The following is a 15,447-nucleotide window of genomic DNA, read 5'->3' on the forward strand; positions in this document are numbered from 1 at the left end:
GCTCAGTCCCCACGGCATCTGGTATTACCGGAAAGTCACCACGCTCCCCTGTGGTGTTTGTAAAGAGCGGTCGCCGTAAAGAGATCAAACAATCCCTGCATACCCGAGACAAGCTGACCGCCCGTGCGGCTGTTGCCAAGCTGCTTGCCCGTACTATCCCCTGTCATTCCCTCAATCCCCTTGGTTTCGCCTCCCTGTCTGCTCATGGCCCTCGGTACAGGCATCGCAATGGCCGCAAGAGTCGACCATGCAGCCGACCCCGACCTGATCACCCACCTTGAATTTGCTCACCTGGCTGCCAGCGGCCACCACTCGGCCGATGATTTCATGACCCAGCACGATGGGATAGTGGGCTCAGCCCCAGTCATTGCGAGCGGTGTGCAGATCGGAGTGGTAGACGCCGCAATAAAGAATGTCGATCTCCACATCATCGGGGCGCTGTGGTCGGCGAGTGATGAGGTATAGCGCCAGAGACGCCGTGACCGAGGTGGCGGCATAGGCTTTGACGGACTTGATCATGGCTGTCTCCTGTGAATCGGCATCGGATGCCGGCTTTTCTTGTTTTGGCCTGCTTGTGCCCTCTGGGGAGCGTCAGGTGCTGGCTCGGTTGTGTGTGACGACGAATGGATTGGCTAACGGATTGATCAACTTACTGACCAAGCATGGCGGGCCTGAGCCGGCTGCCATTGCCGACTATCAGAGAGGCAGCGGCAAGTAACAGGGCACTGCCCATAAAGGTGGCACTGATAGAAAGGGAATCCAGTAACCATCCCCCCACGGCAGCCCCCAACGTGATGGCCAGTTGAATAGCAGCCACCATCAGGCCTCCACCGCTCTCGGGTGAATCTGCGATGCCCTGGGTGATCCAGGCTGACCAGGCGACCGGAATGGCGGAGTTAAGCGTCCCCCAGAGGATCAGCATCAGGGCCACACCCCAGAAGTGATGCTCCACCGTCAGCAGCGCCAAGGTGATGACGCCGAGCGCCAGCGGCAACCAGCGCAGCATCCGGTAAAGATGACGGCGCAGCAGCAAGCTTACCGCCGTGGTGCCGACAAAACCGGCCAGTCCCAGCGCCAGCAGCAGCGCCGAGAGTTGTGGCAGGTCGACCTGGGTGCGTGTCTCCAGGAAGGGGCGAAAATAGGTAAAGGCACTGAAGGCGCCGGCAAAGGTCAGCGTCACGCCCATGATGGCAATGGCGACGTTGGGTCTGCGCATCAGGCGAAATGCGCTGTGCGGGCGCGCTTGGGAACGCATAGAAGGCAGGCAAAGTGCCATCCACAGCAGGTTGATCACTACCAGCGGTACCAGCAGCCAGAACACGCCCCGCCAGCCTATCAGCCCGCCAAGATAACTGCCAATGGGGGCCGCAAAGGCGGTTGCGACCGCATTGCCGGTATACAGGATGCCCAACGCTTTGGGGACGGATTGGCTGGCGACCAAGCGCATGATGGTGGCCGTTGCCAATGCCCAAAACCCGCCGATGACGATCCCGAGCAGGGCGCGTGCCACCATCAGCACGGTAAAGTTGGGGCTAAGGGCTATCACGATTAAAGAGGTCAACATCACAACGGCCAGCCCCATGAGCACATGACGTCGGTCCAGCCTGTGAGAGAGGGTGGCGATCAGCAAACTGGTCGGGACGGCAAACAAGCCGGAGATGGCAATGGCAAGACCGGCCATGCCGTTGCTGGCACCAAGATCGGTGGCGATCGGCGTCAACAGGCTGACCGGCATAAACTCGGCGGCAATGAGCAGCGCCACACACAGGGACATGGCGGCAACCGCAGACCAGTGTTCGTTGATGACAGTGGGTGTATGTGATGATAACGATGTTGTGTTCATGGCATGACCTGAAAGTAAAACATGGGCTTATTCGATTGCTTCAATCGTGATGCTGGCGGCCGAGGTGGTGGTGAGATGGGTGAGACCCGACTCAATGCGCCCCAACTTGAGCAGTCCGCTCGAATAGCCAAAGTCCCGATAAAAGATCGCCAGATTGCCCCACGGGGCGTAATAGGCGAGATCCCCCACGTCCGGGTCAATGCCCTTTGGGGCGCCCAGTGTGGTCAATTTGCGGGGCAGATAAGCAATCTTCTCGGTGTCGGCGTAATCCTCGAGGGGCAGCGTCAGGGGGAGCATGGCAAAAAAGTCCCTGGCGCTGTGACTATCTTCCAAGGTGGCCGTGATGATCTGGCCGGCTATCGTCATCTTGATGTTCATACTATCTGCCTTGTTCTGAGCCTCAGTACTTGTGGCGGTTGCTGTGTAGCTCACCCCCAGCAACAGGGCCATTGCGCTGACAAACACTCCTCTGGTCATTGCTCTTCTCCCAATGCGGCGTGAAAGGTAGCGTCGAAACCAGTGAGAAAACGCGGCGAAGAGGCCGCCGCGTTTTCAACGCTTACTTCAGGTTGGTCTTGAAGAACTGCTCGAACTTGGCGAACGGGATCTTGCCAGCCTGGTTGTCATAAAGGTCGACATGATTGGCGCCAGGCACAACGACCAGCTCTTTTTGCTTGCTGCCAACGGCCTTGAAGGCATCTTCGGCAAAGTAGCGAGAGTGGGCCTGCTCACCGGTCACGATCAGGGTGGGAATGGATATTTCGCTTGCATAGCTCAGCAGCGGCATATTCATGAATGACAGCGGCATGGTCGTGGTCCAGGCCCCGTTGGAGTTCACCGAGCGGGCATGGAAACCACGTGGTACACGGTAGTAATCGAAGAACTCCTTGAGTACCGGGTGCGGGTTTTCCGGCAGCACCTCTGGCAGGGTGCGGGCGGCAGCCGTGACATTGCCCTTGTCATCGACATAGAGGTCGTGATTGCTATGGGCATAGGTGCCACTTTCTGCGTCTTTCCAGCGCTGTTCATTCAGGTATGCCAGCACGGCGCGGCGATCGGCGGTGGAATAGCGATCCTTGCCATCGCCCACCCCATGCCCCATGGCCCGGCTCATGTCATACATCACGCTGGTTGCCACCGCCTTGATGCGGGTGTCGCCGGCGGCGGCATTGAGGGCCATGCCGCCCCAGCCGCAAACCCCCAGCAGACCGATGCGGTTGCGGTCGACCTCTTTTTGCAGGCCGAGGAAATCGACGGCGGCGCTGAAATCTTCGGTGTTGATGTCTGGCGAGGCTATATCACGCGGCTGGCCGCCACTCTCACCGGTGTAAGAGGGGTCAAACGCCAGCGTGACAAAACCACGCTCGGCTAGGGTCTGGGCATAGAGGCCGCTCGACTGCTCTTTTACGGCACCAAATGGACCGCTCAGGGCAATGGCCGCCAGCTTGGCGTCACCCCGGTTTTTCGGCAGATAGAGGTCAGCTACCAGAGTGATGCCGTAACGGTTCTTGAAGGTGACCTTGCGATGATCAACCTTGTCGCTTTGGGCAAAGGTCTTGTCCCATTGGGTGACCATGGAAACAGGTTCAGTGGGGTTGGTCGTGTCGGCATGACTCATTGTTGAGACTCCGGTTAAGGCGGCGCCCAGCAGCAGGGCAGACGCGATAGCGGTTAGTTTTTTGGGGAGAACATTCATGGCAAAGTTCCTCTAAATCGGATTTCTGATGCGTGGTCCTGGTGGGGTTGCTGGTTTTGTGACCCACGACACACATTCTAGTTAGAACAATTAATGATGATTAGAGGCGGTTTCTTGATAACATTAATGCGTTTTTGTTCTGAATTAAGGTGCCTGACGCGCATCTGACTCAGGTCGTGGCGGGTAGGAATATAGTGGGGTGAACAAGATGACAGGCCGCGAGAATTACAACGATCTTCACGTCTTTATGCTGGTCGCTCGGGAAGGGAGTTTTACCAAGGCCGCCGCCAGGTTGGGGCTGGCCCAGTCTGGGGTCAGCCGTACGATTAGGGATCTCGAGGCCCGGCTCGGGGTGCAACTTCTGATGCGCACCACCCGCAGCCTCTCCCTGACCCAGGTGGGTGAGCAGTTGTACCGTACGACGCAGGGTTGTTTTCAGTCCCTCGATGCGGGTCTGGCCACGCTCGCCCACTATCGTGATACCCCTTCAGGCACGGTACGGATCAACGCCAGCCAGCACGCCATCGACAAGGTGCTGCTGCCCAAACTGGCCATCTTCAGGCAGCGTTATCCCGATATTCGGCTGGAACTCATCAATGAAAGTCGCTTCGTGAACATCATCGATGAGCGGTTTGATGCTGGCATGCGGCTGGGCGATGAGGTGGATGAGGGGATGGTGGCCGTGCGCATTACGCCCGATCTGGAGATGGTGATGGTGGCCACACCGGATCATTTTCTTCAATACGGTTTTCCCCAGACGCCGGCCGATCTGGCGGGACATCCCTGTATCGCCTACCAGTTTGCTGATGGCAGCCTCTATCAATGGGAACTATGGCAAGAGGGCAAGCCGATTAAGCATCGACCACAGGGGCAGTGGGTCTTCTCTGACAGTTACATGGAGGCGACTGCCGCCAAAATGGGGCTGGGCCTGGCCTATGTGCCAGAGGAATTGGTGAGCGATGAACTTGAGCGCGGCACCTTAATCCAGGTATTAAAACCCTATAGTCACCGTTTGGCTGGACAGTACCTCTATTATCCCCACCGTAATGTCTCACCGGCATTAAGAGTGGTTATTGATGCATTAAAAATATGAGGATACTCATCCACTGTTTATGGAAATAGTATTCGCCCGACAATTGACTACAAAAGTGCGTGGGACGATGAGGCGCTCGTCAATGAATCTCTGGCTCAGTCCCCACGGCATCTGGTATTACCGGAAAGTCACCACGCTCCCCTGTGGTGTTTGTAAAGAGCGGTCGCCGTAAAGAGATCAAACAATCCCTGCAAACCCGAGACAAGCTGACCGCCCGTGCGGCTGTTGCCAAGCTGCTTGCCCGTACTATCCCCTGTTATCCCCTCAATCCCCTTGGTTTCGCCTCCCTGTCAGCTTTAGCGTGCCTACCCCGTCAACACAGGCTGCGGCCTTGCCTGTCTCCTTGCTCGTTGGCCCTCTGCCCAATATCAACTGGCCTCTACTGTCCTGGCTCCCTCGCCATTCCTGCCGTCCATGGCGGCAATCCTCATCCTGGGATCCACGCCAGGATAAACCCATCATGAGCCTCAGGCCGTCGGGGCAATGCCCTTGGCATGGGCAAGGCGCAGCTCCTCGGCGCCGAGCACGAACTCCGGGCTGTCGGTGAGACGCTCGACTGCCAGATCGATGAAGCGGCGTACCCGGGCGGGCTGGGCCGCGCGGCTGCCGTAGTAGAGAAACAGGCTGTACATGTCTGTCATGTGGTCGAGCAGCAGGGGAACCAGGCGACCGGCCCGGATGTGCGCCGCCGCCGTCGGCCCGGCAATTTGGCCTATCACTTCTCCCGCCAGCACGGCGCCCAGCTCTACCGTCTCATCATTGGTCGATATTGCCGGACGAACGAGATGATCCTGCACGCTCTCCCCAAGCTTCACATGCCAGGGAATAAGGTGGCCGGTGCCGGCATGACGAAACACGCTGCAGCGGTGCACGCCCAGATCGTGCAGCGTGTGCGGCACCCCATGTTTGCGCAGATAGGTGGGGGAGGCGCAGATGATGAGCTGCAAGGGAAACAGGCGGCGTGCGATCAGCCCATCCTGTGGCGAAAGGCCGATCCTAAGGCCCACATCGACGCGCTCCTCCACCCAGTTGCCGATGCGGTCATCGAGCTGCACATCCGGCTGGACCTCGGGGTAGAGCCGGCAGTACTCGTCCAGCACTGGGCCGATGATCATCTGCGCGACCGAGCGTGGCCCCACGATCCGCAGCGGGCCGGCGAATGCTTCCCGGGTCTGCCTCGCGGCTGACAGCGCCTGTTGCAGGCCGAGCAGGGCGGGTTGGGCTGCCTCCAGAAAACGCTGGCCCTCTTCGGTCAACGACATGCTGCGGGTGGTGCGATGAAACAGCCGCACCCCGAGATAGGTCTCCAGTTGCCTCAGTGCCTTGCTGGCGGCCTGAGGGGAGATCTGCTGGGCCTCGGCGGCCTTGCTGAGGCTGCCCAGTTCCACCGTGCGCACGAAGGTGGTGATGGATCTCAATTCGCTGATCATGGTCTTGCTCGTCGATTTACATCATTTAGTTGTAACTGATTCATCCATTTGCCGTCTAGTTCGATGTTTGTTGCCCATTTATAGTTCAGCTCATCGACATGCCACCCGGCATGCACCCAGATAGCGAGACAGGCAAGATGGACAATTTCAGCTTTTACAACCCGACCCGGATCGAGTTCGGCACCGGCAAGGAGCGCCTCATCGGCGAGATCCTGGCCCAGCACGGCATCAAGAAGGTGCTGCTGGCCTATGGCAGCGAGCGGATCAAGGGTGATGGCCTCTTCGCCACCGTGAGCGCCAGTCTGAACGAGCAGGGGATCCCGTTCGTGGCGTGCGGCGGCTCCGTGCTCGACAGCGCCAAGGCCATTGCCGCAGGGGCCTTATATCAAGAGGATGTCTGGGATCTGTTCGTCGGCAAGGGGCAGATAGAGGCGGCGCTGCCGGTGTTTGCCATCCTGACCCTGGCTGCCACCGGCAGCGAGATGAACAGCGGCGCCGTGGTGACCAACGATGACACCAAAGAGAAGTTTGCCATCAACTCGGTGCACACCTTCCCGAAAGTCTCCATCGTCAATCCGGCGCTGATGCAGACGGTCTCTCGCGACTATCTGGTCTACTCGGCGGCGGACATCATAGCCCACTCCATCGAGGGCTACTTCACCGCCAAGGTGCAGCCGAAAATTCAGTCCCGCCTGGTGGAGTCCGTCATCGCCACCGTGCTGGAGACCACCGAGCAGTTGCTGGCGGATCCCGCCGACTACAACGCCCGCGCCGAGTTCGCCTGGGCTGCGACCCTGGCATTGAATGGTCTGACCTATGCAGGGACGTCGGGTTTTGGTTACCCCAACCACATGATCGAACACGCGCTCTCCGCCCTGTTCAATGTGCCCCATGGCGCCGGCCTGTCGGTGGTGATGCCCGCCTGGATGAAGTGGTTCCAGGGCCAGAATCCGGCTCAGTTCGAGCGCTTCGCCCAGCAGCTGTTTGGCTTGAACACCGCCGAGGAAGGCATTGCCGCCCTTGAAAAATGGTTCGACAAGATAGGCACGCCGACCCGCCTCTCCCAGCTCGGCATCACGGAGGCGGACCTGCCTGCCATCCTGGAGAACCTCAAGGGCAACGCCCGCTGGTTTGGCCTGGCCGAAACCTACACCCAGGACGTGCTGGCCACCATCCTTCGCAATGCCATGTGAGTGGCGGTGCCTCCCGGTCCTGCGTCAGGACTGAACCGCGCGTCGCCAGCCATCACACCATGGCGCTCTCCAAGGAGAGCGCCTTTCAGGAAAAAGGATCCATCATGCAAACACGTACTTTGGGTAACAGCGGGCTGGCAGTGTCGGCCATCGGTCTGGGCTGCATGGGGCTGAGCTTTGGCTATGGCCCGGCCACGGACAAGGGGCAGGCCATCGCCCTGATCCGCCGTGCCCATGAACTGGGGGTGACCTTCTTCGATACCGCCGAGGCCTATGGCCCTGGCGATAACGAGTTGCTGCTGGGGGAGGCACTGACCCCGTTCCGGGACAAGGTGGTGATCGCCACCAAGTTCGGTTTCAAGCACGGCAAGACATCGGAGGGGCTGGACAGCCGCCCGGCCACCATCCGCGCCGTGGCGGAGGCGTCGCTGCGCCGCCTCAACACCGATGTGATCGATCTCTTCTACCAGCACCGCGTCGATCCCGATGTCCCCATGGAAGAGGTGGCTGGCACAGTGCGAGACCTTATCCAGGAGGGCAAGGTACGCCACTTCGGTCTGTCCGAGGCCGGTGTCGACTCCATTCGTCGCGCCCACGCCGTGCAGCCGGTGGCGGCGCTGCAGAGCGAATACTCCCTCTGGTGGCGCGAGCCGGAGCAGGCCATCCTGCCGCTGCTGGAGGAGCTGGGCATCGGCTTTGTGCCGTTCAGCCCCCTCGGCAAGGGCTTCCTGACCGGGACCATCAAAGCCGATACCCGATTCGATGACGCGGATTTTCGCAACATAGTTCCACGTTTTGCCGAGGCGGCGCGTCAGGCCAACCAGCATCTGGTCGAGGTATTGAGCGACCTTGCGGCCAGCAAGGGGGTGACGTCTGCCCAGATTGCGATCGCCTGGCTACTGGCACAAAAGCCCTGGATTGCCCCCATTCCCGGCACCACCAAGCTGCATCGGCTCGAGGAGAACCTGGGCGCAGCTCGGGTGGCACTGAGCGCCACCGATCTGGGAGACATCCAGCGTGCCCTGGTCGGGATCAAGGTGGAGGGGGATCGCTATCCGTCACACCTGCAGCACAACGTGGGTCGCTAAGGTCGGATCGTCAACAGGAGTCTCATGAATGCAGAACCCTTCTGTACTCTCTCGCGCCGTTCCAAGGGGCCGGCGTTCTCTCTGGTTGCTAACAGGAGCCGTGATGGCAGGCATCTTTTCCTATGTATTGAAACCGGGCCTGCCCGCGCACCCTGACTCTTCCCAGTATCAGGCGGGTCAATTCAGCAATGTCGTGGCACTGCCGCAGCGCAGCACCTGGGAAGGGGTACGGCTCTGGTGGGATTTTCTGTTCGCCAAGCCTGATGGCACTGTGCCGGATCGCGCCATCCCGGTGCAAGCCATGAGCCGTGAAGGGCTGATAGCCGCCCCGGACAACAGTGTGTGGCGCCTCGGCCACTCCAGTCTGCTGCTCAAATTGCAGGGCAAGTTCTGGCTGACGGATCCCGTGTTCAGCGAGCGCGCCTCGCCGGTGCAATGGTTTGGCCCCAAGCGCTGGCACGCAGCGCCCATCACCCTGGATGCGCTGCCCCCCATAGAGGCGGTGATCCTCTCCCATGATCACTACGACCACCTCGACCATGACGCCATCCTGGCGCTGCAGGATAAGGTCAGCCACTTCATCACGCCGCTCGGCGTGGGGGCGCGCCTGGTTGCCTGGGGTATCCCCCGGCACAAGGTCAGGGAGCTGGATTGGTGGCAGAAGGCCCGGGTCAGCGGCATTGAGTTTATCGCTACCCCGGCCCAGCACTTCTCCGGCCGTGGCCTTGGGGATGGCAATCAGACCCTGTGGGCCTCCTGGGTCATTCGTGGGGAGGGAGCCACTCTCTTCTTCAGCGGTGACAGCGGTTACTTCGATGGCTTCAAGGAGATCGGCAAGCGTTTCGGCCCGTTCGACGTGACCTTCCTCGAGACCGGGGCCTACGACAAGCGCTGGGAGTACGTGCACATGTTGCCGGCGCAGACGGCGCAGGCGTTTCACGATTTGCGCGGGCAGTGGCTCTATCCGATCCACAACGGCACCTTCGATCTGGCCATGCATGGGTGGGATGACCCGCTCGAGCAGATTGTCCATCTGGCCGCCGAGCAGCAGATCCCATTGACCACCCCGATGATGGGCGAGCCCCTGAACGTGCTGGCCCCCCATGAGGGCAGCGCCTGGTGGCGCGAGTGACACATTTTTAAAACGCAGGAGTCGACAATGAACCCAATATCCGCAACCACGCTCGCCCAGGCCGAGGCAAAAGACCAGACGATACAGGTATTTTCCCCGGGACTGGTGCCTGCAACCCAGGGTGCCAGCGAGTTCTTCGTCGGGGATGTCTATGTGGATCAGCTATATCAGGGCACGGCGCCCGCCGCCATCTCTGGCGGCCTGGTCAGCTTCACGCCGGGGGCGCGCACCGCCTGGCATACCCATCCTTTGGGCCAGACCCTCTACGTGGTCAGCGGGGTAGGGCGGGTGCAGATGGCAGCAGGTCCTGTCCAGGGGATCCGGCCAGGGGATCTGGTCTGGATCCCGGCTGGCGTGAAGCATTGGCATGGTGCGGCACCTGATACTCCCATGACCCACCTGGCGCTGGCTGAACGGCAGGATGGCCAGGTGGTGACTTGGCTTGCGCAGGTGAGCGAGGGTGATTATCGCGCCTCCGTCGCCGGGGGCCGGAATTGAGCATGCGGGGGAATAACAGTCAGCCCGCAGCCGGAGCCGCACACCTTGGTAGCCAGCCCGAACGCGCTCATGCCCAGGAACTCAGGATCCTGATCATCCTGAGCGCCTTGATGTCGTTTGCCTCTATCTCCACCGACATGTACCTGCCGGCGCTGCCGCAGCTGGTCCATGACTTGAACACAGACATGACCCAGGTCGAGCTGACCATCTCGACCTTTCTGATCGGTTTCAGCCTGGGCCAGCTGTTCTGGGGACCGGCGAGCGATCGCTATGGCCGGCGCTTGCCCATCATGCTCGGTATCGGACTCTTCATCCTGGGCTCAGTGGGTTGTGCTCTGGCCGAGACCGCCCCTCAGATGCTGGTGTGGCGCGTCATTCAGGCTCTGGGGGCTTGCGCCGGTCCCGTGCTGGCTCGGGCCATGGTCCGTGATCTCTATGCCAGGGAGCGGGCGGCCCAGATGCTGTCGACCCTGATCCTGATGATGGCGGTCGCGCCGCTGCTCGGGCCGTTGCTCGGGGGACAACTGCTGCTGTACTGGTCCTGGCGGGGGATCTTCTGGGTGCTGGCCAGCATGGGCGTCGTGGCCTTGATCGCCATGCGCTACCTGCCCGAAACCCTGGCACCGGCAAGTCGAAGCCAGGCGTCTCTGGCCGTGACAATGAAAGACTATGCCGCCCTGGCGATGGACAGACGGTTGCTGCGCTATGCCCTGGCCGGCGGCTTTTACTACGGCGGTTGCTATGCCTTTATCGCTGGGACGCCGTTTGCCTACGTCGATTACTACCAGGTGTCGGCGCAGGCCTATGGCTTGCTCTTTGGCGCCAATATCCTGGGGCTGATGGTGCTGAATTTCGTTAACACGCGCCTGGTGGCCAAGTGGGGGCCCGAGTGCCTGTTTCGTTATGGCGCCTGGGCTGCCGCCGCCTCCGCTCTCTGGCTGGCCCTCGATGCCTGGTGGGGATTAGGTGGGGTCGCCGGGCTGGCTATACCTATCTTCTGTTACATGTCGGTCAGTGGCTTCATCGTCGCCAACTCGGTGGCCAGCACCCTGGCGCTCTTCCCGAAGCAGGCGGGCGCGGCCTCTTCCCTGGTCGGCGCCATGCACTACGGCAGCGGGGTGTTCAGTGCGGCCCTGCTCGGCTGGTGCACCGATGGAACCCCCTGGACCATGGGCTGGATAGTGGCGGTCGGGGGAGTGGGTTGCCTCGTCTTTGCACTGTGGCGAAGCACCGAGCCCGAGGTGTCTTGCGAGCCGATGTCGCAACCCGAGCCGGTGCGATGAGAGCGCGATGCCTTCACATCAATAACAGCAGGACCGGGTGCAAGTGGGGGCAGCATCAGATGGTGCCCCGGGAGGTGGCGGGTACAGTCCAAGGCCTGGCACCGACGCTTTATAAATTTGAGAGTGAACCTTACCCCACCAAGGGGGATGAATGAGAGAGGCAATATCATGGCTAAAAAAGAAGTGGTTGTGCTGGTTGGGGCCGGGTCCATTGGGCAAGCCATTGCAAGGCGGGTAGGGGCAGGCAAGCATGTGGTGCTGGCGGACATCAGCCAGATAAATGCAGAGACAGCGGCCAAGACCCTTGAAGAGGCCGGTTTTGACACCAGCGTGCTGGTCGTGGACCTGTCGTCACGGGCGTCGATCATCAAGCTGGTGCAACACGCCCAGGGCCATGGCACCGTCATGAATCTGATTAATGCGGCCGGCGTTTCCCCTTCCCAAGCCTCCGTGGAAACCATCCTCAAGGTTGACCTGTATGGCACTGCGGTCTTGCTGGAAGAGTTCGGCAAGATCATCGGCGAAGGGGGCTCAGGGATTGTCATTTCGTCCCAATCGGGGCACAGGCTCGGCAACATTCCACCCGAGGAGAGCGAGCAACTTGCCATGACACCCACGGAGGAGCTACTGGCACTCCCGTTGATACAAGGCATCGACGATACCCTGAAAGCCTACCAATACTCCAAGCGCTGCAATGTGTTGCGGGTCATGTATGAGGCGACGGCCTGGGGCAAGCGTGGTGCCACCGTCAACTCGATCAGTCCAGGTATCATCATCACGCCGCTGGCCAACGATGAACTGAAAGGACCCCGTGGCGAGGGGTACCGGACCATGCTGGGCCTGTGTCCCGCAGGCCGCGCGGGTACACCTGACGAGGTCGGGGAGCTGGGGGAGTTCTTGATGAGTCACAAAGGACGCTTCATGACGGGGACCGACTTCCTGATCGATGGCGGCACCACCGCCAGCTACTGGTTCGGCGAACTCCAGTATTTGAAGACAACACACTAGGTTGACCGGGATGAGAGTTCCCCCGTGATCAAACACTCCCTGAGTAGATGATCTGGCGGCCAGGCGGCTCGAACCATTCATCACCAAGGTGAAAGACATCGTCGCCTTCGTGCCTGGCAGCGGATCTGTCTCCTCTGGGATCCCTTTGTCGCGCCAGTCACACCACCGCGAAAGGAACATGAGATGAACACAGTCAGACTCAACAACGGTATCGAGATGCCCCTGCTGGGCTTTGGTGTCTTTCAGATGACAGACGCGGCAGAGTGCGAGCGTGCCGTCATCGAGGCCATCGACAGTGGCTATCGGCTGATCGATACCGCCGCCTCCTATCAGAATGAGACCCAGGTCGGGAACGGGATCAGGCAGAGCGGCATCGTGCGCAACGAGCTCTTTGTCACCACCAAGCTCTGGCTGCAAGACGCCAGCTATGAGGGAGCCAAGGCGCAGTTCGAGCGCTCCTTGAATCGCCTGCAGCTCGATCATGTGGATCTCTATCTCATCCATCAGCCCTACGGGAATGTCCACGGCGCCTGGCGGGCGATGGAGGAGTTGCAGCAAGCCGGCAAGATCCGGGCAATCGGCGTCAGCAATTTCCAGCCGGATCGGCTGGCGGATCTCATGGCGTTCAACAAGGTGGTGCCTGCCGTCAACCAGATAGAGGTGAACCCCTTCAATCAGCAGTTGCATGCCGCGCCCTGGATGCAGAGTCGGCAGATACAGCCACAGGCGTGGGCTCCCTTCGCAGAGGGCAGAAATGGTCTGTTCCAGCACCCGGTGCTGACCGCCATCGGCGCGAAACGGGGGAAGAGCGTGGGGCAAGTCGTGCTGCGCTGGATCTTCCAGCGCGGCATAGCGTCGCTGGCCAAGTCGGTGCGCAAGGAGAGGATGAAGGAGAACCTCGATATCCTCGACTTCGAGCTCAGTCAGGATGAGATGGTGCAGATAGCCGCGCTGGATACGGCAACCAGTGCCTTCTTCTCTCACCGCGACCCCGCCATGGTGGAGTGGTTGACCCGGCGCAAGCTCGACGTCTGACAAGGGCAATCAGCAATGGCGTCGGGAGATGACAGACGGTTGGTGGCGCGGTTCGCCGCCAACTGGAGTCTGGTGCCTGAACATCAGGACAACCGCCCAGATCAGAAGCGCAAGACGGCTAACAGTGCTCGTCTGATCCAAATCTATCACTCACTGATTGCTCTATCGGCTTTGTGCGGGAGAGGGCAGCAGGCTTTGTTCTCTGAATGACCTCACCGACCAGTCGGTTACAGCCATCTCCGGGGTCAGTGGTGCCATGAGGGCCACCGGGAGACAACCCATTATGAATGAGGGCTTTAGCCCAAGAGAGTCCGCGAGGAGGCGGTGTTCTCCACAATTTCAATGGGAAGTACCCTGCACACTCTCTGCATGTACTCCTCGGCTTCGTGTCTGGTGGTGAAGCCTTGAGCTATCCCGGCATCATTCACGACACGGTGTTCGCCTAGCGACGACACCACGGTCGGATACCAGAGGATGTCACTGTGGTTCAGGTTGCAGTAAAGTAGAAGGCCCCCTTCGTTGCCAAATATCTTCACCACTGACTCTCTAATCGTCGTTAAACCCTGCCCGAGCACTGCCTGGAAAGGTGCGAGATTTGTCATGATGTTCCCCTGATTAAGTCATGGTAATTAAACAACGGTAAATTACCCGGGATTGGCTGAATGGCAGCTTGCTACAAAACACGAAAGTGTATGAAAAACCTGCACAGCTCAGGATGGCGGCCGTGTGAGTGTGCCGTGCGTTTTCCATTGGCTGTGAATGTGTCGGCACGCTAGCGTCCCTCCCGGCACTTTTTGGTGCAAAGCGTTGATTATATTGTCAACTTTAGATAAGGGAGGGCGACTCAAGGGTCGATTCTTGTGGCGGGAGGGGCCCCTGTTTCTGCAAATCAATCAGTGACGGCCGATATTCCCTTACAGAGCGCTTGGTCATCCATTGGATGGTTCAGGGCTCTTTCAAGTGATTCACTGGCTCTGTTCGCAAGGCATCTGGTTCGTCGAATGGGGTGGCAGCGCCAGCAACCCGTTCATCGCCAAGGTCCGTGATGCCATCACGGTGACGCTGCCGGTGTTTGCCATTCTGACCCTGGCCAAACAGCGGGTGAGGCCAATTATCGCGTGCCAGTCGCCTGGGTGATACAGGGCTGCCCCAGCTTGCCTCGCGGCAGGCGATCCACGGGAAATAGTGATGTTCATACTCCATTCTCGATAACCCCTCGCTGAGCCTGCACGACGATATATCTGAACGACATGCCCCGGGATCGCACATCAATTATTCCGTAATGATGATTTTGATGAATTGCGAACAATACATGACATTTTAATGACACATTATTTTTGCTGGTTAATTGGTCGCCTGATAATACCTGTCAGATCTGACAGGTATTATAAAAAACTGTCGCTATCTACCCAGTTAATGAGTGCATGATAAATGACGAGCTGTTTAATATATTTGTTTGATATTTTTAGTTAATTCAGTTGCTTAGGCTTGGCTATCAGTGTTTTTTGAAAAAGGATTTTTATGAGGTGGAGCGTCAACTGTTATTTTTGACAGGTTGCCATCGGGCTATATCGAGACCAACCTAGTGCACCTAAGTGGATCCAAGATGGTACTTATAGCATGGGAAAGGGAATCGACGGCGCCACAGTAGCGCCCAAAGAACGTATCAATATCAAATATGTCCCGGCAACCGGTGGTCAGCAGGCGGAAATAGAACTTCCGTTGACCATGATGGTGGTTGGGAATATGAAGGGACGGACTGAAGACACGCCCATTGAAGAGCGTCAGACCGTCTCCATCGATAAGAACAACTTCTCTTCTGTCATGAAGGAATCCGGTCTGGAGTTGAAATTCTCCGTGGCCAATCGTCTGGAAGAAGACAGCCAGGATGAACTGCCTGTCACCATCCAGATCCAGTCTCTGGAAGACTTCACCCCGGATCGCGTTGCCCAGCAAGTGCCCGAACTGCGCAAGTTGCTGGAGTTGCGAGAAGCCCTGGTGGCCCTCAAGGGACCGCTCGGCAATATCCCGGCGTTCCGCAACCGCCTGCAGGATCTGCTGTCCAGCGACGAAGCCCGTGAGCAACTGCTCAAGGAACTGGATGTGATTAAGCCTGCCGAGTAACGCGGCGGAACTGATTGACGAGAA

The 15,447-nt window shown here is 59.3% G+C and carries 17 protein-coding genes; 10 read left to right on the forward strand and 7 right to left on the reverse strand.

Features of this window, described 5'->3' with window-relative positions; all coding sequences use genetic code 11:
• Positions 1 to 171: 171 nt before the first annotated feature.
• From M2367_RS20475 to M2367_RS05035, 5 genes are all read right to left on the reverse strand, one after another.
• Positions 172 to 339: an alcohol dehydrogenase catalytic domain-containing protein gene (locus tag M2367_RS20475; RefSeq protein WP_404972855.1), complete on the reverse strand. Its 168-nt coding sequence runs from the start codon at positions 337 to 339 to the stop codon at positions 172 to 174.
• 15 nt (positions 340 to 354) lie between these two features.
• Entirely contained in the window at positions 355 to 519 is a 165-nt protein-coding gene (locus M2367_RS20480) for a hypothetical protein (protein ID WP_404972856.1), read from the reverse strand.
• A 130-nt stretch (positions 520 to 649) separates the two neighbouring features.
• Positions 650 to 1,774: an MFS transporter gene (locus M2367_RS05025; RefSeq protein ID WP_259236008.1), complete on the reverse strand. Its 1,125-nt coding sequence runs from the start codon at positions 1,772 to 1,774 to the stop codon at positions 650 to 652.
• Positions 1,775 to 1,870: 96 nt separating this feature from the next.
• Complete coding sequence (locus tag M2367_RS05030) at positions 1,871 to 2,221, reverse strand: cyclophilin-like fold protein (RefSeq protein ID WP_259236009.1); 351 nt, start codon at positions 2,219 to 2,221, stop codon at positions 1,871 to 1,873.
• Positions 2,222 to 2,402: 181 nt separating this feature from the next.
• Positions 2,403 to 3,539 (reverse strand): alpha/beta hydrolase, encoded by a 1,137-nt coding sequence (locus M2367_RS05035; protein WP_259236010.1) that lies wholly within the window; start codon positions 3,537 to 3,539, stop codon positions 2,403 to 2,405.
• A gap of 208 nt (positions 3,540 to 3,747) precedes the next feature.
• On the opposite strand from M2367_RS05035, the gene M2367_RS05040 reads away from it, so the two are divergent.
• Entirely contained in the window at positions 3,748 to 4,632 is an 885-nt protein-coding gene (locus tag M2367_RS05040) for a LysR family transcriptional regulator (RefSeq protein WP_259236213.1), read from the forward strand.
• Positions 4,633 to 5,099: 467 nt separating this feature from the next.
• Here the strand turns inward: M2367_RS05040 and M2367_RS05045 are convergent, their stop codons facing one another.
• Positions 5,100 to 6,062, reverse strand: a complete 963-nt coding sequence (locus M2367_RS05045; RefSeq protein WP_259236011.1) for a LysR family transcriptional regulator — start codon at positions 6,060 to 6,062, stop codon at positions 5,100 to 5,102.
• Between the two features lie 137 nt (positions 6,063 to 6,199).
• Between M2367_RS05045 and M2367_RS05050 the strand changes: the two genes are divergently transcribed.
• The 7 genes from M2367_RS05050 (at position 6,200) to M2367_RS05080 (ending at position 13,299) form a co-directional block, all read left to right on the forward strand.
• On the forward strand, positions 6,200 to 7,255 hold the full coding sequence (locus M2367_RS05050) for an iron-containing alcohol dehydrogenase (protein WP_259236012.1): 1,056 nt from the start codon (positions 6,200 to 6,202) through the stop codon (positions 7,253 to 7,255).
• 104 nt (positions 7,256 to 7,359) lie between these two features.
• Positions 7,360 to 8,343: an aldo/keto reductase gene (locus M2367_RS05055; protein WP_259236013.1), complete on the forward strand. Its 984-nt coding sequence runs from the start codon at positions 7,360 to 7,362 to the stop codon at positions 8,341 to 8,343.
• Positions 8,344 to 8,446: 103 nt separating this feature from the next.
• Positions 8,447 to 9,475 carry an MBL fold metallo-hydrolase gene (locus M2367_RS05060; RefSeq protein ID WP_259236014.1) on the forward strand — a complete coding sequence of 343 codons (1,029 nt, stop codon included), beginning with the start codon at positions 8,447 to 8,449 and terminating at the stop codon, positions 9,473 to 9,475.
• A gap of 27 nt (positions 9,476 to 9,502) precedes the next feature.
• A complete protein-coding gene (locus M2367_RS05065) occupies positions 9,503 to 9,973 on the forward strand; it encodes a cupin domain-containing protein (protein WP_259236015.1) in 471 nt (156 codons plus the stop codon).
• 2 nt (positions 9,974 to 9,975) lie between these two features.
• Positions 9,976 to 11,256 carry a Bcr/CflA family multidrug efflux MFS transporter gene (locus tag M2367_RS05070; RefSeq protein ID WP_259236016.1) on the forward strand — a complete coding sequence of 427 codons (1,281 nt, stop codon included), beginning with the start codon at positions 9,976 to 9,978 and terminating at the stop codon, positions 11,254 to 11,256.
• A gap of 168 nt (positions 11,257 to 11,424) precedes the next feature.
• Positions 11,425 to 12,264, forward strand: a complete 840-nt coding sequence (locus tag M2367_RS05075; RefSeq protein ID WP_259236017.1) for an SDR family oxidoreductase — start codon at positions 11,425 to 11,427, stop codon at positions 12,262 to 12,264.
• A gap of 183 nt (positions 12,265 to 12,447) precedes the next feature.
• Positions 12,448 to 13,299 (forward strand): aldo/keto reductase, encoded by an 852-nt coding sequence (locus M2367_RS05080; RefSeq protein ID WP_259236018.1) that lies wholly within the window; start codon positions 12,448 to 12,450, stop codon positions 13,297 to 13,299.
• A 296-nt stretch (positions 13,300 to 13,595) separates the two neighbouring features.
• Here M2367_RS05080 and M2367_RS05085 read toward each other — a convergent pair whose 3' ends face one another.
• Positions 13,596 to 13,901, reverse strand: coding sequence for a hypothetical protein (locus M2367_RS05085; RefSeq protein ID WP_259236019.1), 306 nt, complete (start codon positions 13,899 to 13,901; stop codon positions 13,596 to 13,598).
• A gap of 358 nt (positions 13,902 to 14,259) precedes the next feature.
• On the opposite strand from M2367_RS05085, the gene M2367_RS05090 reads away from it, so the two are divergent.
• Together M2367_RS05090 and tssB are read left to right on the forward strand one after the other, a co-directional pair.
• Positions 14,260 to 14,436: a hypothetical protein gene (locus M2367_RS05090; RefSeq protein WP_259236020.1), complete on the forward strand. Its 177-nt coding sequence runs from the start codon at positions 14,260 to 14,262 to the stop codon at positions 14,434 to 14,436.
• A 483-nt stretch (positions 14,437 to 14,919) separates the two neighbouring features.
• Positions 14,920 to 15,423 (forward strand): type VI secretion system contractile sheath small subunit, encoded by a 504-nt coding sequence (tssB, locus tag M2367_RS05095; RefSeq protein ID WP_042043873.1) that lies wholly within the window; start codon positions 14,920 to 14,922, stop codon positions 15,421 to 15,423.
• Positions 15,424 to 15,447: the final 24 nt, after the last annotated feature.

Origin of the sequence: Aeromonas sp. BIGb0445, assembly GCF_024809075.1 — a bacterium.
GTDB classification, from domain to species: domain Bacteria; phylum Pseudomonadota; class Gammaproteobacteria; order Enterobacterales; family Aeromonadaceae; genus Aeromonas; species Aeromonas rivuli.